The organism is Anaerolineae bacterium (genome assembly GCA_016931895.1).
Taxonomy (GTDB): Bacteria; Chloroflexota; Anaerolineae; order 4572-78; family J111; genus JAFGNV01.
Window position 1 is genome coordinate 1 of the sequence record JAFGDY010000251.1, and the last position, 21,955, is coordinate 21,955.

The following is a 21,955-nucleotide window of genomic DNA, read 5'->3' on the forward strand; positions in this document are numbered from 1 at the left end:
ACTCCACTTTTTTTGCCCGGTTTGAGCATCCAGCGCATAAAGATAAGGGCCGGAGCCAAAATAAACCAGGCCATCGGCCACCGTGGGGGGGGAATCTGTCCAATAGCCTTCAGTTTTGAAACCCCACCTTTTTTGCCCGGTTTGGCTATCTAGCGTATAGAGATGACTGTCAAAGCTAACATAGACCAGCCCCTCCACCACCGCTGGCGAGGAAAACGACGCCCCGCCGGTGGCTTGTTTCCACACCAATTGGCCGGTCTGGTTGTTAAGGGCGTAAACGTGGCCATTCATGCTACTGAAATAGACCAGGTTATCAGCTACGGCCGGGGAAGTCCAAATTCTGTCGTCGGTGTCAAACAACCAGGCCACTTTACCCAACGATGGAGCAACCTCCACATTATAGGCGCCGGTATGCTGCGGATTGCCGCGAAACATGCTTCCGGCAACGCTGGTTTCCGGAGGCGGCGTTTTGCCCGTGAAGATAAAAAAGAGACCCAACACCAGGGCGGCCAACATAACCAGGGTCAAAGCACCCGAAAGTGGTTGCTCGACCACCGTCCAGGGCAGTATGAATCCGCCGCTCCACCTTCGCTTCAAGCCAGGCGCAATCGCCGCAAAGGACATTTGGGGCGAGGGCTGCACTTTGCGCAAGCCGTTCATCAAACCATAGTGAATACGACGCTGTGTAGTCTCATGGTCGGTCAAAAGTCCCCGGCATTGAGCACATTCGGCCAGGTGACGGTCTATCTCTTCTCGCTCAGCATCGGTGAGCGTTTGGTGAATATAGCCAATGAGTTGTTCTTGGGTCAAATGGATTGTCATCACACCCGCTCCTCTTCTATACTGCTCAAATCGGCCAGGCTGCCTGGAGCAAGGATACCTCGTAATCGTTGATAGGCCAGACGCACCCGGGATTGAGCGGTAGGCACCGGGCAGTCCAGAATGTCAGCCATTTCCCGGTAGGTATGCCCGGCCCAATAGCGCAGCAGAACCGCCTCTCGGAGAGAAGCGCTTAAACTTTGTACAGCGGCTAATACTTCGTCATGCATCTCTGCGGTTACCAATTGCTCTTCCTGGCCGGGGTCGGGGCTGGAGACATCGCCGCCTTTTTGCAGCCAGGCTGTCAAAGAAAACTGGCCCAGGAAGCGGCGGCGCTGTCGCTGCTGGTCTCGGCAGCGACTGACGGTGATGGTGTGCAGCCAGGTGCTAAAACTGGCTCGCTGAGGGTCATAGCGCCGAATATTGGTGAGGGCGTAGGTTAAGGCATCTTGGGCCGCTTCTTCGGCGTCGGCGGGATGGCTCAACAAACCATAAGCCAAACGGAAGGTTTGGTCACGGTAATAGTTGTACAACGCCTCGGCGGCCCGTTGGTCGCCGCCCTGCCAGCGTTGGATAAGAGCATGGATGTCGGTCATTTTTGATCAGCCTGTATTATAATTCGAAAGCCAATGTGGTGATCTCGATAGGTAGGCGGGTCCTCAAAATGATGGTAAGCGCAGAGAATAATGTGACCTTGTCCCCGCATGCAGTCCCAATAGAAGAACCTAGAGTGACAACGAGAGAGAATGAAAGGGATTGGCGCAACATGATGAATTTCTCTCCTTTGGCTTTAGAGCATCGGTTTCAAGGTGTTACGTATAGGGTTATACGTAAACGGGGAGAGAATTAATCACCGGGCGGTCACTGCCCCATCTTCAGTTCAGCTTCTTGTTGGGCCCAATTTAGCGCATCAATCGGAGAAAAACGTTCGTTCACCATATCATCAACGGCCTGACCAAAGATATCAATGATGTCGTTCAATTCCTCCCCTACTTCGGGCGACACCACCACGGCACTTTCCATTGAGGCGCGCGTGACGGCGGCAATTTCTTTGCCCATCTGCTGCTCATAAGCGGCAGATGCGGCCAGCGACCGGCGCGGCGGCATCAAACGACCAGGCATTTGCCCGCTGAGGAAAGAAATCCACTGCCAACTGGCCTCAATGTTTTCCGTTTGGGAAGAGATGACATACCCCTCAACCGAAACTTGGGTGATAGCCTGGGCATCGCGGGGTAAAGGGGCCATGCCCCAATTAACAAACCACTCTATCGGCCAGGTCAGCCCGCCCCGGTCAGAAAGAACGCCAATCCACATGCCTGCTTTACCGTTACGTAGCCCTTCGTACAGGGCGTACTGGGGATTGCCCCTAAAGGCTTTGCGCGCCTCCAGAGGCGTCGGGGCTGCATCATATTCAGTATATAGTTTGGTGTACCATTCCAAAGCTTCAATAGTCAAGGGGTCGTTCAAGGTGGGCCGGGTGGGAGATTGCAGATCGTCAACAATTTTGCCCCCGTGCTGATAGACAAAAAAGATGGCGTCAAAATATGAAGGGTCCATGGTTGAGCCGGTGGTAATATAGCCATAGATGCCGGCTTCGGGGTTGCTCACTGCCACCGCGCTATTGAGGAAATCATCCCAGGTCCAGTTCAGACCGGGATAAGGGATACCGGCCTGGTCAAACAGATCCCGGTTGTAATACATTACGCCCACATCCACACCGGCGGGAATGCTCCACTGTTTACCTTCGCTGGAGAGCATTTCGACCGTACCGGGATAAAAATCGGCCTGATCAAAAACATCATCTTGTTCTATAAACGGACTCAAATCCAGAATGTCGCCCTCTTGTTTCATTTGGTAGACCAGGTAGTCATACACCAAAAAAATATCGGCCTCATCAGGGGCAAGGTCGTCCAATCGGTCAAACGGCACGCGCTTCAGTTCAACCGTAAGGTGGGGATAGCTTTGGTTGAATTGTTGGACCAGGGGTTCGTAATAACCCTCGTCTACTGCCGGGTAAACAAAGGTGATGGTCACCGGATCAATTTCCGCAGTGGGCGCCGCCATCAGGCCGCAGCCGGAGATAAACGCGCTAAATAGCAACCAAACCACTAGCCAGATCAAGCTCAATGTTTTTTGCGATGCCTCTAATAAATCACCCCAGTCCATTCCTTGTTCCTTCCACCAGACCTTAGGCTTCAACCACCTGCCCGTCTCTCAAACGCAGCACCTGATCCACGTATTCATCCACCAGACTATCATGCGAAACCATCAACATGGTGATGCCTTCTTCGGCCACAATGTGCTGGAAGAGGGTGAGGATTTCACGGGCAGTAGAGGTGTCCAACTCGCCGGTGGGTTCGTCGGCCAGGATGAGTTTGGGTTTGTTGGCCAGGGCGCGGGCAATGGCCACTCGCTGCTGCTGGCCGCCGGACATTTCGTAGGGACGGTGATCCATCCATTTTTTCAGGCCAACCAATTCCAGGCAATATAGAGACCGTTCTTTGCGCTCTTTGGCTCGCATCCCGGCAATACGGGGCATAAGCTCCACGTTCTCATAAGCGGAGAGCGTAGGCAACAAGCCAAACGATTGAAAAATAAAGCCGATTTGTTCCCGCCGCCAGCGGGTGCGTTTGCGCTCGCTCATGCCGGATAATTCTCGACCAAACACGCTCACCTTGCCTTTGGAGGGCTGGTCAAGCCCGCCCACAATATTAAGCAAGGTAGTTTTGCCGCTGCCGGAACGTCCCACCAGGGCCACAAAATGGCCCGGTTCTATTTGCAGGTCAACCCCGCGCAGCGCCTGCACCTCCTGGATGCCGCTCTTGTAAATACGCCACAAATCTTTGGCTTTAATAACGTAACCGTTTTCAGTTTCTGCTGTTGTTTTGGTTTTGGCCATAGTTTCTATCACGCTCAATTCTTCTTGTCCCGCCGCAGGCGATGGAAAAGACCGCGCAGCCCCCGCTTTTTGGAGGCCTCTAGTAACGCGTCAATGGCAGAAGTATCTTCAACTTTCCGGCGGTCAGTTTCGGCCACCGGCTTGATGAGGATACCCTCGGCGGTGACTTCCAGCTTGACCCGGCGGTTGATACTGAATTGCTCCAGGTAATCTTTGGGCACCTGCAACCGTCCCGCCGAGTCCAGCACAACCAATTCTTCAAAAACCTCTTCCCCTTCTTCAACTTCTTCCCCAGGCTCGCCATTGCCATTGGCCCCAGACGTGGCGGCAGCCTGGCGCACGGTTTCGGTAGCCATTTTGCCATCCCGGATAGCCACTACGCGCTCTACGTGGCGGGCAATGGTGGGGTCGTGGCTGACCAGCAAGATGGTCAGGCCCAGTTCGCGGTTGAGGGTTTTGAAGGTATCGTAAATAGTCAAAGCCGTATTTGAGTCAACCTCGCCGGTTGGCTCGTCGCCCAGCAGCAAAACCGGATCGTTGGCCAGGGCTACGGCAATAGCTACCCGCTGCTGCTCGCCGCCGGAAAGTTGGGCCAGGCTGTGCCGGCGCCGGTCGGCCAGGCCGACCAATGCCAGCAGCTCTTCGGCCCGTTTGCGCTTTCTAAATGTTTTTCCGGCCAGAGTCAAGGGAAGCTCCACGTTAGCCTGGGCATTCATATAAGGGATAAGGTTTCGGGCGCTTTGCTGCCAGATAAAGCCCACTTTGGAACGGCGATAACGGTCCAGGGCCACGTCGGACATTTTGAGCAAATCATTGCCATCCACCCACACTCGCCCCGCCGAGGGACGATCCAATCCGCCCAGGATGTTCATCAAGGAGGTCTTGCCGCTGCCGCTGGGGCCAACAATACCCATCAACTCGCCCTTCTGGATCAACAAATCCAAGCCCTGTAACGCCACTACCTCCAGGTCGGCTACCTTGTAAATCTTGACCAGATTCTCGCAGAGGATCAGGGGAGAGTCAACAGAGGAGAGAGGAGCGAGGTCATCAACAGGGAGAGGCGAGAGGTCAGAGGAGAGAGGAGAGGCGGTAGCAGGCGGAGATGCCTGATCAGGTAAAGGTTTACTGTTAGTCATTGCAAGCCGTGACTCCTTTCACATTCTTTCCTCTGTTAAACGGTTTCACCGAGTTTGACCGCTTCAAATATTCTCATCCGCAGCAGCAAGGCGGTTAAAATGATCAGCGCCGCAAAAAACAACAAGCCAAAAATGGTATAGATGCGGAAAATGGCGGGCCAGGCAATTTCCACCAGAAAAGGCGGGGTGAGCGAGACGGCATCGGCGCCAATTTGCAGATAGGGGATGAACAAGTCGCTGACCAAAATGCCCAAGCCGGTGCCCAGGCCCAGGCCGGACAAAATCAAAAAAGCCAACTCCCAGGCCAAAAAGATGGCCATTTGACCGGCCGAAAGGCCGATGGCCCGCAGCACGCCCAACTCGATGAACCGCTGGCGGAAGGAGAAGAGGGCGTAAAGCAGAAAACCCAAGATGGTAAAAAGGGCCGCCGCGCCAAAACCAACCGAAAGCAGGCCAAACAAACCCTGGCGGCCCGGGTCTTGCTGCTCCTCAACAATCTCTCTCAGGGCAATATCCCAATTTAAGACCGTATAACCCAGATTGGTGATATCTGCTTTGAGTTGTTCGTAATCCACGCCGGGCGCGGTGCGCAACCAGACAGTGTAAGGGAATTGTCCGCCTGCCTCTTCAAATAAGTAGTCCAGGTTGGCCACAAACAGGGGACCGTCTTCTTCTTCATACCAGGTGGGAAAATAGTCAAACGCGCCCACAATCTTCATATCCAGATCAAGCCGGTTGCCGTAAAAGATGGTCCGCACCCGGGTGGTGTCGCCAATATTCAGGCGGTATGTCTTCATAAATTCACGGGGGATTAAAACGCCATCGCGGGTCAGGGCCAGGGCGTTGCTCATCTCCCCCAGGGACGAAGGGGCAAAATCCCACCGCCAGAAAGCCACGCGGGGAAAATCAACCCGATCAATACCTAACATTATCCCTTCTTGGTTGCCGCCGCTCAATTGGGTGCTGGCTTGATAGTTGCCAATCCGGGTAGCAGCCAGCACACCGGGCGCTTTGAGGTATTCGGTTACCGGCAAAAAAAGCCACTGGGGCCCCGCTTCTTCTTCCTCTGCCTCAGTTTCTTCCTCAATACCAATATCGGCGCCGCCAAACAGCCCTGATGCCTGCACGGTGTTCTCGCCATAGTCGGCCAGGCCAATGTCGGCCCCCACGTTATAATACATCTGGTCGAACAGGTGATTATCCAGGGTTTGGGCCAGCGAGGCGGTAAACGCCGACAGGCTGAGGGTCAGCACCAACAACAGCATCGGGGCTGTATAGAGACCGGGCGAACGGGCCAATTGCCGGGTGGCCAACAGAATACCCACCCCGCCAATGTGCGAAAAAATCCAGGCCAAAATAGCCATCACCAGGGGCAACAGCCGGATAAAGAATAAGGTCAGGGCAAAAATGCCCAAGGCCGGCACCAGAAAAAGAAGGGGGTTTTGAAAGGGGTCATTAGCCACGGCCCCTTCTTCCAATTGCACCACCACACTACCCTGCTGGCGCAGCACATACGCGCCGTAAACTGCCGGGATTAGCAGCAACACATCTAACCAGGCTCGTTGCCACCAGGGCGGGCGCAAAGAACGGGCCCGTTCCTGTTTGTAGGTAACAATAGTGTGGCGAGCCGCGCTAACCGTTGGAATCACTTGGGCCAGCAGAGCCAAACCCACAGCCACCAAGCCAATGTGCAAAGTGATGGGGGTTATGCCCACCCGCAAATCGGTTTGGGCGCTAAAATCTAAAAAACTGCGCGTCTGGCCCATAACTTGGGCAATCATCTCGCCCAGGGGCAAACCAAAGGCCAGGGCCAGCCCGCCCAAGATCACCCCCTCAACCAGGGAAATCCCAATAACCTGCACCACGGTCGCGCCCCGGCTGCGCAAAACCGCAATCTCATTATGTTTGCGCCCCACGGCTAAACCAACCACCAGATTGATGAAGGTCAAAATCAACACCAGCACCGGCACGGCAAAAATGTAAAGCAGAACCGTAAGTTGGGAAGAGGCTCGATAATAATTCTGGAGGGCCTGCTTGGGCGATACATCAAGCGTGACGCCGGGCAGCAGGGCCGCGGTTTTTTGCTCAATCAACGTCATGCGGGAGAGCAGGGGCACGGCATCCGAAACATGCACGTCAGAACCGTCCATCACCAGGTACCACATAGCCAGGTAGATGGCCTTTTCCATATAGGGGTCAATCCGCCCCAGAAAAGTTTCCGGGGGCACCAGCAGCAGGGTATCCAAGGCGCTGGGCCGATAGAACCAGAACGGGTCGGTGGGGTCGGTTGCCCGCCAGACCCCGATGATGCGCATGGGGATTTGGGTGGTATATTCTACCTCGTCTATCACCTGCTTGTTAAAGGTTATATAAGTTTCCCCAACCTGCAAGCCCAGTTCTGTGGCCATTTCTTCGGAAATCAGCACCTCAACGGTGCTATTTGCGGTTGGATCGGCTACCGCCGGAAATTTGCCTTCCAGGATGGTGATGTGGCCCTCGATGCCGTCAACAAAACCAAAATAGGCCCAGGTGAGGGGATCCCTGGTATCGGCGTAGGCTATGTCTTCTTCGGGAAAAATGCGGAAGTTATCGGTTTTAAAATACCGCACTCTAATTTGCTCCGGCAAACCCAACATGGGCGGCACCGACCGGGCGAAGTATTGGTCAACCGGCTGGACCTCTGCCCAATCCACCGGGCCGCGCCAGGAGCCAACATAACGAAACATGAAGGCAAAAGGCGAGCGTCCGGTATCCTGGCCCACAGAAGTTGTTGCCTCCTGCAACTCCTTGCGAAAAATGCGATAGTACACGGCGTCGGCGTACAGGGGGATACTCAGGGCCAGGGCAATGGCCACCACCAGGCCCAATAAAGTGGCCAGGTTCAAACCTTTTTGAGAGAAAAGCCGCCTGAGAGCGACGACAAAAATGGCCCAGGTACGAAACAAGAACCTCATTGGTAATAGCTCCTACGGTCCCACCACAATCTGGCCTTCGGTCAGGCCCTCTTCAATCTCCACTCGATCTTCGCTTTCGATGCCCACTTTCACATCAACCCGCCGCTGCAATTCGCCATCTTGAACCACTACAAAATCGCGTCCTTCAAATTTACGCACGGCCTGCGGGGGCAACCAGAGCACATTGTCCTTCTGCTCCAAAATCACTTCTATTGACATCAAATCGCCCACCTCAAGGTCAAGGTCCTCAAAACTAACACCCTCCAACCTGATCCGGGTAGATTGGTCCTCTTCTTCGGCCCCCTCGCTGCGGCCACCCCCGCCGTAGGGATAAGGCAACCGCCGGATAGAGCCGCGCCACTCCTCGCCGGGGCGCCGGGAAAGGGTAGCCACCACGGGCATCCCTTCGCTCAGGTCTTGCAGTTGCGTTGAAGAGAGTTCGGCGCTAATTTCCAGTTCACTTAAATCCGCAATAATGGCGACTGTTTTGCGGGCCGTGGCCTCGCGTCCCTCGGTCAGGGTTTCGGAGAGAATCTGGCCGTCAAAGGGGGCGATGATTTGGGCGTCGGCGATTTCGGCCTTCAATTTTTCCACATCCAGGATGGCCCGTTCCACATCGTTTTTCAGAAGGGGGTCAATGCCCTGGTCCAACTCATCTAACCGAATCTGGGCCAACTCAAGTTCGCGTTCCAGGATGGCGATATCGTACTTTTGATTTTCAATTTCCTGTACGGCCAACCGGTAGTCGGCTTTGGCCTGGATGTAATCCAAGGTGGCTTGCTGCAAGTTGTTGGCTTCCTGAGCCGTGGCCCGGTCGTTGCGCCAGGCAATTTCATCGTAATCTGCCTGGGCTTGCTGTAAGGCAAGCTGCGCTTTCTCCAGGTCGGCGGCCACCTGCTCCTGTCGCGGGGTCAGGTCTTGGGCCTGGGTCGACTCCACCCGGATTTGGGCAATTTGCGCTTCAACCTCGGCCCGGCGAATTTCAGTGGCCAGGTTGCGTTCGGCCTCGGCTAAAATAGACTCGGCCCGTTCCAGGTCCAGCAGTTTGGAGGTCAACTCTTTTTCCAGGTCATCAATTTCCAAATCGGCCAACACCTGGCCGGTCTCTACCAAATCATCCCTTTCAATGTAGACGTTCCTCACCCAACCAGCCGTGCGAAAGAAGAGTTCTTCTTCCTGCACCGGCGCCACCCGTCCGGAGAATTTGACTTTTTCCACCACTTCGCCCCGTTGCACCTGGTAGGTTGGTTTGGTGGGCACAATGGGGGTAGGGATAGGCGTTGGCGTTGGTCCCAACTGCACCACTGCCTGCGAGCGCTGGTTTTGCGGCAGTAAGCTACAGCCGGTAAGCGCCAGAAAAGCCAGAAAGAAGATGGTTAAAAATAAAACTCGTCGGATCATTATATCGTTCCTATCCGTAAAGAGATTAGAAGTGAGGAATTAGAAATGAGAAATTAGATGAACATCTTGGCGTGGTTTCTAATTTTTCACCGTTCCCAAGAAATCATTCGTTCGTCAACATCATTATATTGAAAATCAATGCCCGCCAGGGTCCCCGCCGGAAACAATGGACGTTGGTTACTGCCATCCGCGTTCATTACCCAAATGTCCCACTGGCCGCTACGGTCCGACAAAAAGGCAATTTGCGAGCCATCCGGCGACCAGGTAGCGGAAACGTTGTTCCAGATGCGCGGCTCCTCGCCCCGGAGACGCTGCTCGACAATACTGATCAACGGGGTTTCGGTCAACCGTATCCGGCCGCTGCCATCGGTATTCAACACGTGGATGTCCCAATGGTTGTGCTGCAAGTAGGTCACGGCCAGGCGTTGGCCGTCGGGTGAAAAAACGGGCGAGTGGTCCAGCGCATCCGCGGTTAGCGGCCAGGCGGTTCCCTGGTTAATGTCTAAACTGGTCAAGCCGCGCTCGCTATCAAAAACCAAACGCCAATCATTGGCCGGGTCCCAGGCGGGAGAGAAAGCATGCGCATCGTGAGGCAAGTCTCGAAACGCGCCCGTGGTCACATCCACCACCCGCAGCCCCCAAAAGGACTCCGGCGGAAGGGTGTAACAAAATGAACCTCTGCCGTCATCTGAGACAATCCATTTTATATCATAGGCTCCCGCCGGAACAGAGCTTTTACCGCAAAGCCGCAACTCCTCGCCATGCCCGCCTGCAAGTTGCATGTTAAAGGCAAGCTGCCGCCCATCCGGCGACCAGGTCGGCGATTTTGGGTTTCCGGCAATGCCGCTGAGGATGGGGCGTTCGCCGCTGCCGTCAACCTTGATCACCCACACGCTGCCCAACGCGCCAAATCCCGGGCTATCCCACCGGGTAAAAGCCACCCAGCGGCCGTCGGGCGAAAGGGCCGGGTCCAGGCCGGTAGTCAGGTAGCGGAGGTTACTGCCGGCGGCATCAATGGCGTAAATGGGGCCGCCGCTGCTGGCCTGAAAAACAATTGTGCCGTCGCCCGGGCCGGGCGGGAGAGGCGCGGCCGGGGTTGTTTCCATTACTGCCGCTGCCAGGGGAGCCGCAACCTCCGGCACGTTGGCCGTATCGCCGCTGACGCGCGCGTAAGTTGAGACCCCTGTCACCCAACCTTCGCCGCCGTCGGGCAGTTGAATCTGCCACCAGCCGCTGGCCGGGTGCTGCCCAATCACGTCTACCGCGTCGTCTTGTTTTAACAAACCGGTCACGGGGTAAGATAGGCCGGGGCCGCTGCGCACGTTGAGTGCCTCGACCATAACAGTCAGGCGGGGCGTGTTATTTTGGGCAATGACCACCGGGGTGAAAATTGCGCCCATCAGCCCTAAACACAATCCGAAAAACAAAACACGCAGCCCCACCCCGTAAATCCCTGACCAAAATCTTAACCTCCCACCCGATCCGGGAACCTTGATATCTGACTCTTGACCCTCGACACCTGACACTTACTTGCTCCTGTTCAATTTACAAACGTTTAAAAAATCAGATAGGCAAAGACAAACAGCAAAACTAAAGTATACTCCAAAGTGTACTATTTCCAAAAGAACGAGGCTTAGGAATAAGCCTTAGTACAGCATTGCGCAAGTGTGTTGCCCGGAACGAATTTATGCAACGGTGTACTTAGGTTTAAAAGGTACAGCCACCTGGTCTTCAATTTTTTGACACCAAATTTAACTGCTGATTAAACCTGGGCGCATCCTATATTAATCAAGATATTTAATCACTAAATTCAGGGGCAAAATATCAAATGCAACAAAATTGACAAGGGTAGCGATTGGATGTATCATCTCAATTTGTCATACAACTATACCATCATACTTTTTTACATGCTCAAACGTAGTCCCTCTCTAACCGAACAGGCCAAAGCTCACCTCAAACAACGCATCCTTGAGGATGAGTTCGTCGAAGGCCGGATTCCGTCCGAAACGGATTTGGCCGAAGCCCTGGGCGTGAGCCGCACCACCATCCGCGATGCCCTCAGTCGCCTGGAATTGGAAGGCGTAGTTTATCGCAAGCAGGGGGCGGGCACGTTTGTTAATAAGGCCGGGCTACAGATCAAAACCCGTCTCGAAGAGATATGGACTTATGAGGCCATGCTCGAAGCGCACGGCTACACGCCGTCCACGCGCATCCTCAGCGTTGGGGAACAGCCGGCTAAACCCGAATTGGCTGCAACCCTCCATATTTCTGGTGACAACAAGGTATTAGTGGTTAAAAAATTATTTCTGGCCGACGGCAGACCGGTGACCCTGACGGTGAACTATCTTCCAACCGCCATCATTAGCCAGCCCTACACCAATGACGATTTCCGCCGGCCCATCTACCAGTTTTTGTTAAAATTCTGCCAGCAGCATTTAACCTACTATCTCAGCGAAATTACGCCCCTGATTGCGCCGGCCTGGCTGGCCGATACGCTGGACTTGCCCCGGCGGAAAACAGCGCTGCTGGCATTTGACGAAGTGGGCTATAACCAAGATAATGAGCCGGTCATTAAAACCTATTCCTACTTTCGAGACGATTTGCTCAGGCTAAGATTGATTCGACGGGAAACGGCATAGCCGGATCATATAAAATAATCTTAAATTCAGGAGACATAAATAATGCGTAGTTTTTTAGGAAGAGACATTCTCTCACTCAAAGATTTTGAACGGCACGAATTTTTCCGGGTTTTTGACGTGGCCGACGAATTGCGGCCTTTCGCTGAAAATCGGCAAAACACCGATTTGCTGGCCGAAAAGACTCTGGTGACCGCCTTCTACCAGCCCAGCACCCGCACTCGCCTGGCGCACGAGGCCGCCATGCATCGTTTGGGCGGGCGCGTGACCGGCTTTGCGGACCCCAAAATGACCCGCGCCGGCGACTTTTACCAGGAAAGCGTCAAGGATACGGTTAAAATGCTGGAATATTACGGCGACGTGATTGTGATGCGTCACTTCCAGCAAGGCGCGCCGCACGAAGCGGCAAAGTGGGCCTCAATTCCCATCATTAATGGCGGCGACGGCTGGGGCGAACACCCCACCCAAATTTTAACCGACCTGTACACCGTGTATCGAGAAAAAGGCTACCTTGACGGTCTACGCTGGCTGGCCGTGGGCGACATGCGCATGCGCACCATGCATTCCCTGGCTTACGGGTTAACTCAATTCGATTGCCCCATCACCTTCGTCTCTCCGCCGGATATGTCCTTGACCGACGAATTCAAGGCCGAATTGGAACAATACAGCCTGGACTTTAACGAAGTTGAACACGTGGAGCAGGCCATCGCGGAGGCCGATGTGATCTTGGTAGAGCCGGTTGTTCAGCCCGATTATACCAAAGCGCGGGATGAACGCGGCGGCGACGTGGGCCTGACCCCGGCCAATTACAAAATCACCCGCCAACTCCTGACCGGCAAAGCCAAATCCGATGCCATCCTGCTGCACTCCCTGCCTCGCATGGATGAAATCCCCCCCGACGTTGACATTACCCGCTGGTCCCGCTACTGGCAGGAAGCTTTCAACGGAGTGGTCATGCGCATGGCGCTGCTGGCCCTGGTATTGGGCGCAATGGAATAATTTCAAGGTAGCAAAGTGGCAAAGTGGCAAAGTAGCAAGGTGGCAAAGTAGCAAAAAACTGTTGCTCTGCAACCCTGCTACCCTGCTACCTGCAACCCTGCTACCCTGCTACCTGCAACCCTGCTACCTTGTTACTTTGGAGGAATCAATTATGCAAACCAATTTACGCGGGCGTGACATGATCACGACCCAGGAATTCACCCGTGAAGAGATTGACACCATCATTGACGTGGCTTTTGATTTGAAACGCAAACGCGCCCTGGGCGAGTCCCACCCCTACCTGCGCGATAAAGTGCTGGCCATGCTCTTTTTCTTTTCCAGCACCCGCACGCGGGTCTCGTTTGAGGCGGGCATGGCCCAACTGGGCGGCCATGCCCAATTCATCGAAAGCCGCACCACCCAAATTGCCCACGGCGATACCGCCAAAGAAATTGGCGAAATTGTGGGCCGCTACAGCGACGGCATCGCCATCCGGCACTGCGATTGGGGCGTGGGCAACGAATACATTCGGGGCGTGGCCGGGGCCGGCCGCGTGCCCGTGCTGAACATGCAGTGCGAAATCTACCATCCCTTTCAAATTTTGGCCGATTTGCAAACCATCATTGAGAAAAAAGGCGACCCGCGCGGCAAAACCATCACCGTCAGTTGGGCCTACGCCTCCAGCTATTCCAAACCCATCAGCGTGCCGCAAAGCCTGATCTTACTGATGACGCGCTACGGCATGAACGTCCGCCTGGTCCATCCGCCGGAATTCAAACTGATGCCCGACATCATTGAGCAGGCCAAAGAAAACGCCAAAAAACACCACAGCAGTTTTGAAATAATGGACGATTTTGCCGCAGGCATCAAAGCCTCCGACATTGTTTACGCCAAAAGTTGGGGGCCGCTGCTAACCACCACCGACCCCGCCGAAGACAAACGCCTGACCGACAAATACAAAGACTGGATCACCGACGAACGCCGCATGGCCCTGGCTAAAGCAGACGCCATCTACATGCACCCCCTCCCTGCCGACCGCAACATTGAAGTGACCGACGGCGTGATTGATGGCCCCCATTCGGTGGTATACGACCAGGCCGAGAATCGCCTGCACGCCCAAAAGGCGGTGATGGCATTAACGATGAGATAATCAGAGTAGCAGGGTAGCAGATGTAGCAGGGTAGCAGATGTAGCAGGGTAGCAGATGTAGCAGGGTAGCAGAGTAACGGGGTAACAGAATAGCAAGTAACATTTGAATGCTGCACTTGTCACCTTGCTACTTTGTTACCTTTATACAAGGAGTAAGCTATGAGCCGCAAAATTGCTATGATTGCCATTGGCGGTAACTCGCTCATTAAAGACAAATATCACCAAACCGTGCGCGACCAATACATTGCCGCCCAAGAAACATGCGACCATATCGTTTCAATGATCCGGGATGGTTGGGACGTGGTGATTGGGCATGGCAACGGCCCGCAGGTTGGTTTTATTCTGCGTCGTTCCGAACTGGCTGCCCACGAACTGCACGAAGTGCCCATGGATGCCATTGTGGCCGACACCCAGGGCGCCATTGGCTACGCCCTGCAACAAAACCTTTATAATGAATTTAGACTCTACAACCTGAAAAAACAGGCGGTCACCGTGATTACCCAGGTTGAAGTTGACGCTAAAGACTCCGCCTTTTTGCGCCCCACCAAACCCATTGGCTCATTTATGGATGAGGACCAGGCCAAATTACGCCAGGAAAAAGAGGGCTGGGACGTGGTTGAAGACGCCGGTCGAGGCTGGCGGCGGGTAGTAGCCTCGCCGCTGCCCGTTCGCATTGTTGAAGAAGAATCTATCAGGCAACTTCTCCAGGCCGGGGTGGTAGTGATTGCGGTGGGCGGCGGCGGCATTCCCGTTATTGCCGATGTGGAGGGCAACCTGCGCGGCGTTCCGGCGGTGATTGACAAGGATTATGCCGCCTCTCTGCTGGCCTCAAATATTGGCGCCGACATCTTTATTATCAGCACGTCGGTTGAAAAAGTAGCCCTTAACTACCAAAAGCCCAACCAGCAGTGGCTCGATCACCTGACCGTATCGCAGGCCAAACAATACCTGGCCGAAGGTCATTTTGCCAAAGGCAGCATGGGGCCTAAAATCCAGGCCATCATCTGGTACCTGGAAAAAGGCGGCAAACACGCCATCGTCTCCAACCCCGACAACCTGGAACGCGCTCTGACCGGAAAAACCGGCACACACATTACGCCGGATTAAATATCACGGACCACGCCTTACAAAATATGTAATAGGATGGGTGACCGATTATGGAACATGTGCTTAACCTAAAGTGTCTCATCTGCGGCCAAACCTACCGCCCGGATGAAATTGATTACGTTTGCCCCAATCACGGTGACGAAGGCATTGTTGACGTGCAATACGATTACGATTTCATTGGCCGCCGTCTTAGCCCCGGCGACCTCTTTCACTCCACCGATTATACCATCTGGCGTTACAAACCCTTGCTGCCGGTCAAGCCGGACATGCCCGTTCCGCCGCTGACCGTGGGCTGGACGCCGTTGTATCGCGCCCGCCGCCTGGCGGCTGAATTGGGCCTGCAAAACCTGTGGGTGAAAGACGACGGTCGTCTGCCCACCGCCTCTTTCAAAGACCGGGCCAGCGCGCTGGCCGTGGTCAAAGCGCAAGAGAAAGGCGCAGAAATTATCACCACTGCCAGCACCGGCAACGCCGCCGCCGCCCTTAGCGGCCTGTGCGCCAGTGTCAAACAGCCCAATGTGATCTTTGTCCCCCAAACCGCGCCCCAGGCCAAGATTGCCCAGTTACTTGTTTTTGGCTCCACCGTGCTGCTGGTCAAAGGGACCTACGACAACGCCTTTGAATTGTGTTTGCAAGCGGCCAAAGAATACGGCTGGTACAATCGCAACACCGGCTACAACCCCTACATGAGCGAGGGCAAAAAGACGGCCAGCTTTGAGATTTGCGAGCAACTCGGCTGGCAAGCGCCCGACCGTATTTTTGTGAGCGTGGGCGATGGCTGTATCATCGGCGGGCTGCACAAGGGCCTCAAAGACCTGCTGGCCCTGGGCTGGATTGACCACATGCCCAAACTCATGGGCATTCAGGCCGCCGGTAGCAACTTTATGGCGCAAGCCTGGGAAAACAACGAAGATGTGCTCACCAAACCGCCCATCAAGGCCCAAACCGTAGCCGACAGCATCAGCGCCGGCCTGCCCCGCGACCGGCTCAAGGCGATGGCCGCGGTTAAGGAGACGGAGGGGGCTTATCTCTCGGTTACGGATGACGAAATTCTGCAAGCCATTCCCGCCCTGGCGCGTGGTTGCGGCGTGTTTGCGGAACCGGCCGGGGCCACGGCCTACGCGGGGCTGGTCAAAGCCGTCAATCAGGGTTTGGTCTCGCCGGATGAACGCATGGTGGTACTCAACACCGGCAACGGCCTCAAAGACATCGCCAGCGCGATGAAGGCCGTGAAATTGGTCGGCACGCAGCCATACCACATTCAGCCGGAGATGGCCGACTTGCAACGAGTGGTAGAAAACTGGTCAAAAAAATGATTCTTGGGGGAACGAGGAGTAAATGAGTCTAACCAAATTTTTGGCCGGACAGTTAAGCCATCCATCCGGTCTGTTTGGCAAACTGGTTTTACCGCGCTTGTGGAATAAGCGAAACAGAAACTTAAACGATATTGCCCTTGCGCATCTGGCTTTAACCCCCTCAGACCGGGTTCTGGAGATAGGCTTTGGCGGCGGCTACCTGATAGAACGAATAGCCGGCGTGACCACCGCCGGATTTGTCGCCGGGGTTGATGTTTCAGCCATGATGGTCACATTCTGCCAAAAAAGATACCCGGCCTTATTTGAGGCCGGTAAACTCGATCTGAGATGCGCGCCGGCGGAGTCGTTGCCGTTTCCCGATGGGCGCTTTACCAAAATTTGCAGCGTGAATTCCATTTTTTACTGGCAAAATCCAATCCAGGCTTTTGCCGAAATCCGGCGCGTGCTGGCCGACGAGGGGTTGCTGGTGCTGTGTTTCACGGCCAAAGAGTCTCTGGAAAATAAAGGTTTCGCCCAACAGGATCGTCTTACTTTATACCAGGCAGGCGACGTGCAACAAATGATGGTTGCCGCCGGTTTTGATCAAATTTCCAGCCACCAATCCACCGACAAATATCGAGTATTTTTCTGCGTGGTGGGGAAAAAGGGGACTTATTCCGCTGGAGCTATCCCTTGAAAAATCAAGCCACTCTCAGCAAACACCTGACCGGCCCGGCCCAGGTTGAGATAGAGCGTTACCAGTCCATCCTGGCCGAGGTTGAAGGCTGGCTCAGTAACCTGTCCGCCCCCCTGCAAGCCATCGCCCGGCCCTCGTTTGAGTCGCTGGCCGAGGGCGAATTCAGCCAGGTGGCGGCTTTATTACCCTATTGGCTATCTGACCTGCTGCCCGTGCCTGCCGAGCTCTGCCACCGTTTGGGCCTGGCCCAACTTTATTTTTGGTGGTACTACTTTGTTCAGGATGAATTGCTTGACCGCCAGGCCGACCCGGCCGGCCTGGTCATCGCTCACCTGGCTCTGCTGCGCACCGTGGATATTTTCGATGGCCTGGGCCTGACCCGCGTCCCCTGTTGGGCGGAATTTGATCGCCTGACCCGCACTTGCGCCGAGGCCACCGCCCTGGAACTGCAAGTCCGTTTCGCCACGCTCGATGAGATAACGCCTGATCGGGTGGCTGCCTATACCCTTGACTTCGTCGGTGATCGGTTGGTAAGCTTTTACTTCACCACCATTGCCCAGCTACACCTGGCTGGGATTTTGCCTGAGGAGGCTCTCCACCACGACATTCCCGCCGCCCTGCGCTGTTTTGCCGCCGCCCGCCAACTGGGCGACGACGCCAGTGATTGGCTGGCCGATCTGCAGGCCGGCCAACTCAACTACGTGTCGGCCCGGCTTATCAGCCACCTTTACCAAACCGGCCGGGCCGGTGATGGTCTGGATGTGGAACGGCTGGCCGGTTATCAAATCACCGCTGAGGAGTTCTGGGCCGGCATTGAACAGACTGCGCAGGGCCTCAACCAACAAGCCCTGGACTGCCTGGCTCCCTACGGCCATTGTCGCCTGGCCGCCCTGATCCGCCGCCAGATGGCCCGGCACGCCGAGCAGTGGGTCGCCGGCCGGGAATATCGGGCCAAGATGCGGCAGATGTTTGGAGCCGAGTCTCCGGGAGGTTGAGCACAAGGAACAACCTATGTCCAATGATGTCCCTCTCCCTTTCGACGCCCTGCGCCCTTTTAAAAACGAACCGGAAGACTTTACCCCTTTGGACACCCTGCCCTGGGAAACCCAGGCCGAACAATTTTTGCGCTGCCGCACCGCCGAGGGCTTTGTCGGTTTGCGTCCTTTCAAAGAAGTTGAGGCCAACGTGATCTGGCTGGTTGACCATTTGGGTTTGCCTCCCGGCGCGGCCATTTTAGACATCGGCTGCGGGCCGGGGTTGTACAGCCTGCGCCTGGCCCGGGCCGGCTACCGCGTTACCGGCATAGACATTGCCCAACCCCTGCTTGATTACGCCCAAGCTGAAGCCGAAGCCGAAGGGTTGGCGGACGCTTGCACGTATCGCTGCCGGTCTATGTTTGACCTGGCCTACACCGCCGAATTTGAGGCAATTTTGCTGATAAATTCAATGATCAACCGCCTGGAATTGGCCGAACTGCGCGACCTGCTGGTCAAGATTCGCGCTGCTTTAAAACCGGGCGGGCAATTGCTGGTCGAGTTTCAAATTCCCCCGGAGGGTTTCGCCCAGAGCCAACCGGCCGTTACCGAGGCGATTTCCTTTCTGGCCCAATCCCCCTGGTGCGATCAGTTTCACGCCTGGATGGTGCGCGAACTCACCTTCCCCACCACCGGCGAACGGGTGACGCACCACCTGATTTTATATCCCAACGGCCAACCCGCAGAATATTGGTCTCGCTTTAAACTATATCCTCTCTCCAAGCTGACCGGCGTTTTGCACAACAGCGGCTTTGCCGTGCAGGCAGTCTATGGCGAAAAACTCGGCCGGCCTTCTCGCCCCGGCGACGAATTTTGTTTTATCCGGGCGCAGCGCCGTGATTAGTCCACAAACTCTAACCACTGCCATTAAAGAAGGATTAGATTACCTGGCCCAAACCCAGCGACCATCGGGCGAATTTGCCACCTACACCGCGCCCCAACCGGACATGCTTGGCGCCAAGGAACGGGCCAAGTCGGTGTACGTGACCACCTTTGTGCTGCACAGCCTCTCCTGCTTGCCTGCCGGCCCGCTCACCGAACACATCCGGCAGCGGGCCGGCAACTTTCTGGCTGGCGAACAGGAGGATAACGGCGCCTGGCATTATGATGGCCGGGGCGGGCGGCAAATTCCGGCCGATCTGGATTGCACCGCCTGCGCCGTTGCAGCGCTGGTCGGCCTGGGCCGGCGGCCAGGCCTTTCTTTTTACAGTTTGCTTTGGCAAAATGAGGTGGCTCCCGGCGGGCCTTATTACACCTGGCTGGGCGTTGACCATACGGGCGATTCGGTGTATGCCCGCGATGTGGATCCCCTGGTGAACGCCAATATTTTGTTTTGCGCCGGGCTGCTCAATCTTTCGCTGCCCGGTACAGTGATTTATGCGCAGCAGATCATCCAAAACCAAACTTATGGGGGGACTTATTGCGTTTCTGCCCATCTGCCCATTTATGCTCTCAGCCGGGCCTATGCCGATGGCCGGCTGGTAGCCCTGGCTCCGGCGATGGAGATAATGCGCAACTACATCCTGACCAACCTGCCGCTATCGCGGGCCGAACCGTCGGCCTTTCACCTGGTCTGTCTAACGGCCAGTCTGCTCAATCTCAAAGCGCCCCTGTCGGTGGTTGAGCCATCCTTAACTGACCTGCTGGCCCGCCAGCAAAAAAACGGTTGCTGGCCGGCCTGGGGCGCCTATGTGAGTTATAATTATTATTACGACGGTGCACCCGCTCTGACCACGGCCCTGGCCCTGGAAGCCCTGAGCAAGTATGAGCAGGGCGTGGTGTAACTACCTTTTTTGACAAAGCTCCTCACTTGATTTAACATTAGGACTTATTTCCCGCTTCCTTAAATGCACGTTTTCTGGTACTTTAATAATTGAGGGCAAACGATGTGCGGCCACCAGGAACGCCATGGCCACAAAAGACCCGGGTCCAGCCGCACCTATAAAACACACTTTATCCCAATTTTTTAAGCAGATATATTTTTTGCCTGGCCCCTCTGGAGGACTCTAGCCAAACTCAGTAGCGGCTTAACTTACCTATCCTAAGTTGAGCTACTCTGTTTGAAGTTTAATCAATGGGTGTTTTCATATTCTTAACTTTATGCAATAGGAGGCATAACAATGAGTCCCGATTTAGAGCGGCTGGTTGGCCGCGCTGTGATGGATAAGGCCTTTCGTGACAAACTGCTGGCAGACCCGGAAAGCGCCGTTAGGGAAGCGAACTTTAAGTTGTCTGAAGAAGAGATGGCAGACCTGGAGGCGGGGGTTGAGCGGATTAAAAGAGAGGGTACTTCTGAACAACTCGACCAACAGATAGAACCACTGGCTAATTGGTAATTTCAAAAAATTTGTGGCTTTGGTATTACATTCTAACCTTATGATAATAACAAGCCTCGTCACCTGATGAGGCTTGTTACAATTATTTAAGGACGTTATTCTCATGTCCTTGCCTAAATCATCGGGATTTAACCAACGTATTACCCAATCGAACCTCAAGGATAATTTGCAACGCAGGTTGAACTTCCTTAGGCCCCTTCTCATTGGGATGATCATATTAAATTTTATTGCCCTGTGGCTTATATGGGTAGTAAATGCTCCGTTCTTTAATTTTTTTATTATCAGCGCAAACCTCACCCTTAATCTGATTATTTTGTATTTATGGTGGCGTAATCGCATCAAGTTAGCCAGTCACCTTTTTTGTCACAATTTTAATGTCACAGTATTTGTTTATACGCTTCTCAATATTCCCGGCATAGAAGGTAGCGATGCAACTGCTCTTACCTTATGTACTTATTTACTGGCTTTGACCGTTTTGTTAGCTGGATTTCTGATCGGCCCCCAAACTAATTTTGTTTTTGCCATCTTAAATACAGGACTTATTATCATTCCCTACTTTGTACTCACTGGCGCAATAGAAAAAACCATAGAACTGGCTTTTCCTCCAATTTCCTTTCTATATCTTTTAGCCACAGTCTCCTGGCTCTACCAAAAAACTCTGAACCAGGCCTACGCCCGTCTAACCGAAACCCAAGAACAACTACTGCAATCCCAACTCGTCCACCGAGACATGGAAATTGCCCGGGATTTACAGCAGCGGCTCTACCCCACCCCGCCCGCTACCGGCGAAAGTCTGGCCATTGCCTGCCGGTCCAAACCGGCCCAGGAAACCAGCGGCGACTTTTACGACTTCATCCAACTCAGCCCGCACGAGTGGGGCGTGGTGGTAGCCGACGTTACCGGTAAAAGCCTGGCCGCCGCGCTGGTGATGGCCATGACCCGCAGCACCCTACGTAGCGAGTCTCACCGGTTTGTCTCTCCGGCCATGCTCTTGCGCCGGGCCAATCAGGTGCTCTACCAGGACGCCTCGGTAGACCAGATGATTACCGCCCTTTACGGCATCTTAAATACCCAGGCCCTGACCTTTCATTTTGCTAATGCCGGGCACATCTACCCCATTCTTAAATATGCCCAGGGCGTGCGAGAATTGGAACTGAACGGCTTTCCCCTTAAAGCCATGCCCAATGCCCGCTACCAGGAAAAGGCCATTCAACTCCAACCCGGCGACCAACTCATCCTGGCCACCGACGGCATTATTGAAACCGTCAATCCCAGCCGGGAGATGTTTGGCTTTGAGCGGCTGACCGAGACCATTCGCCAAAGCAACCACACCTCCCCGGAACAAACCCTGCAAGAAATCTGGCAGGCGGTGGAAACGTTTCGGGAAACGGCGGAACAACTGGACGATATTACCGTGGTGGTGATTGCCGTGAGTGAGGAAGCCAGTAGTCAATCCTTTGAACCCACCCCTGAAGCGGCCCTCAAGGAAGTAGCGTGATAGAAACCATTTACTA

The 21,955-nt window shown here is 54.7% G+C and carries 19 protein-coding genes; 11 read left to right on the plus strand and 8 right to left on the minus strand.

The features are described from left to right. The 8 genes from JW953_19305 to JW953_19340 all read right to left on the minus strand — a co-directional run. A partial coding sequence (locus JW953_19305) for a PQQ-binding-like beta-propeller repeat protein (GenBank protein ID MBN1994854.1) occupies nt 1-822 on the minus strand: 822 nt, incomplete at its 3' end. Then, entirely contained in the window at nt 822-1,415 is a 594-nt protein-coding gene (locus JW953_19310) for a sigma-70 family RNA polymerase sigma factor (protein MBN1994855.1), read from the minus strand. The genes JW953_19310 and JW953_19305, both read right to left, overlap by 1 nt. A gap of 265 nt (nt 1,416-1,680) precedes the next feature. Then, complete coding sequence (locus JW953_19315; GenBank protein MBN1994856.1) at nt 1,681-2,985, minus strand: sugar ABC transporter substrate-binding protein; 1,305 nt, start codon at nt 2,983-2,985, stop codon at nt 1,681-1,683. 22 nt (nt 2,986-3,007) lie between these two features. After that, on the minus strand, nt 3,008-3,718 hold the full coding sequence (locus tag JW953_19320) for an ABC transporter ATP-binding protein (protein ID MBN1994857.1): 711 nt from the start codon (nt 3,716-3,718) through the stop codon (nt 3,008-3,010). 14 nt (nt 3,719-3,732) lie between these two features. After that, nucleotides 3,733-4,854, minus strand: coding sequence for an ABC transporter ATP-binding protein (locus JW953_19325; GenBank protein ID MBN1994858.1), 1,122 nt, complete (start codon nt 4,852-4,854; stop codon nt 3,733-3,735). A 35-nt stretch (nt 4,855-4,889) separates the two neighbouring features. Further along, on the minus strand, nt 4,890-7,808 hold the full coding sequence (locus JW953_19330; GenBank protein ID MBN1994859.1) for an ABC transporter permease: 2,919 nt from the start codon (nt 7,806-7,808) through the stop codon (nt 4,890-4,892). A gap of 12 nt (nt 7,809-7,820) precedes the next feature. Then, a complete protein-coding gene (locus JW953_19335; protein ID MBN1994860.1) occupies nt 7,821-9,209 on the minus strand; it encodes an efflux RND transporter periplasmic adaptor subunit in 1,389 nt (462 codons plus the stop codon). An 86-nt stretch (nt 9,210-9,295) separates the two neighbouring features. Beyond that, nucleotides 9,296-10,609 carry a PD40 domain-containing protein gene (locus JW953_19340; protein MBN1994861.1) on the minus strand — a complete coding sequence of 438 codons (1,314 nt, stop codon included), beginning with the start codon at nt 10,607-10,609 and terminating at the stop codon, nt 9,296-9,298. Nucleotides 10,610-11,068: 459 nt separating this feature from the next. On the opposite strand from JW953_19340, the gene JW953_19345 reads away from it, so the two are divergent. The 11 genes from JW953_19345 to JW953_19395 all read left to right on the plus strand — a co-directional run bounded on the left by JW953_19345 (nt 11,069) and on the right by JW953_19395 (nt 21,939). Next, nucleotides 11,069-11,848, plus strand: a complete 780-nt coding sequence (locus JW953_19345) for a GntR family transcriptional regulator (protein MBN1994862.1) — start codon at nt 11,069-11,071, stop codon at nt 11,846-11,848. Nucleotides 11,849-11,890: 42 nt separating this feature from the next. Next, nucleotides 11,891-12,844 (plus strand): aspartate carbamoyltransferase, encoded by a 954-nt coding sequence (gene pyrB, locus JW953_19350; GenBank protein MBN1994863.1) that lies wholly within the window; start codon nt 11,891-11,893, stop codon nt 12,842-12,844. 151 nt (nt 12,845-12,995) lie between these two features. Next, nucleotides 12,996-13,973 (plus strand): ornithine carbamoyltransferase, encoded by a 978-nt coding sequence (locus JW953_19355; GenBank protein MBN1994864.1) that lies wholly within the window; start codon nt 12,996-12,998, stop codon nt 13,971-13,973. A 158-nt stretch (nt 13,974-14,131) separates the two neighbouring features. After that, nucleotides 14,132-15,079: a carbamate kinase gene (gene arcC, locus JW953_19360; GenBank protein ID MBN1994865.1), complete on the plus strand. Its 948-nt coding sequence runs from the start codon at nt 14,132-14,134 to the stop codon at nt 15,077-15,079. A 50-nt stretch (nt 15,080-15,129) separates the two neighbouring features. Continuing rightward, on the plus strand, nt 15,130-16,395 hold the full coding sequence (gene thrC, locus JW953_19365) for a threonine synthase (protein MBN1994866.1): 1,266 nt from the start codon (nt 15,130-15,132) through the stop codon (nt 16,393-16,395). A 22-nt stretch (nt 16,396-16,417) separates the two neighbouring features. Then, the gene (locus tag JW953_19370) at nt 16,418-17,071 is read left to right on the plus strand and encodes a methyltransferase domain-containing protein (protein MBN1994867.1); all 654 of its coding nucleotides are present in this window, start codon (nt 16,418-16,420) and stop codon (nt 17,069-17,071) included. Beyond that, nucleotides 17,068-18,066 carry a hypothetical protein gene (locus JW953_19375; GenBank protein MBN1994868.1) on the plus strand — a complete coding sequence of 333 codons (999 nt, stop codon included), beginning with the start codon at nt 17,068-17,070 and terminating at the stop codon, nt 18,064-18,066. Before JW953_19370 ends, JW953_19375 begins: the two co-directional genes overlap by 4 nt. A gap of 16 nt (nt 18,067-18,082) precedes the next feature. Then, nucleotides 18,083-18,949, plus strand: coding sequence for a class I SAM-dependent methyltransferase (locus JW953_19380; GenBank protein MBN1994869.1), 867 nt, complete (start codon nt 18,083-18,085; stop codon nt 18,947-18,949). Beyond that, nucleotides 18,876-19,889 carry a terpene cyclase/mutase family protein gene (locus JW953_19385; protein MBN1994870.1) on the plus strand — a complete coding sequence of 338 codons (1,014 nt, stop codon included), beginning with the start codon at nt 18,876-18,878 and terminating at the stop codon, nt 19,887-19,889. The genes JW953_19380 and JW953_19385 overlap by 74 nt, the downstream gene beginning before the upstream one ends. Before the next feature lie 336 nt (nt 19,890-20,225). Continuing rightward, the gene (locus JW953_19390) at nt 20,226-20,441 is read left to right on the plus strand and encodes a Franean1_4349 family RiPP (GenBank protein ID MBN1994871.1); all 216 of its coding nucleotides are present in this window, start codon (nt 20,226-20,228) and stop codon (nt 20,439-20,441) included. Between the two features lie 475 nt (nt 20,442-20,916). Next, nucleotides 20,917-21,939 (plus strand): PP2C family protein-serine/threonine phosphatase, encoded by a 1,023-nt coding sequence (locus tag JW953_19395; GenBank protein MBN1994872.1) that lies wholly within the window; start codon nt 20,917-20,919, stop codon nt 21,937-21,939. Nucleotides 21,940-21,955: the final 16 nt, after the last annotated feature.

Excerpts from the sequence above, each read along its gene's own strand:
- JW953_19310 (MBN1994855.1), bottom strand. The coding sequence starts at position 1,415 with ATGACCGACATCCATGCTCTTATCCAACGCTGGCAGGGCGGCGACCAA.
- JW953_19315 (MBN1994856.1), bottom strand. The coding sequence starts at position 2,985 with ATGGACTGGGGTGATTTATTAGAGGCATCGCAAAAAACATTGAGCTTG.
- JW953_19320 (MBN1994857.1), bottom strand. The coding sequence starts at position 3,718 with ATGGCCAAAACCAAAACAACAGCAGAAACTGAAAACGGTTACGTTATT.
- JW953_19325 (MBN1994858.1), bottom strand. The coding sequence starts at position 4,854 with ATGACTAACAGTAAACCTTTACCTGATCAGGCATCTCCGCCTGCTACC.
- JW953_19330 (MBN1994859.1), bottom strand. The coding sequence starts at position 7,808 with ATGAGGTTCTTGTTTCGTACCTGGGCCATTTTTGTCGTCGCTCTCAGG.
- JW953_19335 (MBN1994860.1), bottom strand. The coding sequence starts at position 9,209 with ATGATCCGACGAGTTTTATTTTTAACCATCTTCTTTCTGGCTTTTCTG.
- JW953_19340 (MBN1994861.1), bottom strand. The coding sequence starts at position 10,609 with ATGGGCGCAATTTTCACCCCGGTGGTCATTGCCCAAAATAACACGCCC.
- JW953_19345 (MBN1994862.1), top strand. The coding sequence starts at position 11,069 with ATGTATCATCTCAATTTGTCATACAACTATACCATCATACTTTTTTAC.
- pyrB (MBN1994863.1), top strand. The coding sequence starts at position 11,891 with ATGCGTAGTTTTTTAGGAAGAGACATTCTCTCACTCAAAGATTTTGAA.
- JW953_19355 (MBN1994864.1), top strand. The coding sequence starts at position 12,996 with ATGCAAACCAATTTACGCGGGCGTGACATGATCACGACCCAGGAATTC.
- arcC (MBN1994865.1), top strand. The coding sequence starts at position 14,132 with ATGAGCCGCAAAATTGCTATGATTGCCATTGGCGGTAACTCGCTCATT.
- thrC (MBN1994866.1), top strand. The coding sequence starts at position 15,130 with ATGGAACATGTGCTTAACCTAAAGTGTCTCATCTGCGGCCAAACCTAC.
- JW953_19370 (MBN1994867.1), top strand. The coding sequence starts at position 16,418 with ATGAGTCTAACCAAATTTTTGGCCGGACAGTTAAGCCATCCATCCGGT.
- JW953_19380 (MBN1994869.1), top strand. The coding sequence starts at position 18,083 with ATGTCCAATGATGTCCCTCTCCCTTTCGACGCCCTGCGCCCTTTTAAA.
- JW953_19385 (MBN1994870.1), top strand. The coding sequence starts at position 18,876 with ATGGCGAAAAACTCGGCCGGCCTTCTCGCCCCGGCGACGAATTTTGTT.
- JW953_19390 (MBN1994871.1), top strand. The coding sequence starts at position 20,226 with ATGAGTCCCGATTTAGAGCGGCTGGTTGGCCGCGCTGTGATGGATAAG.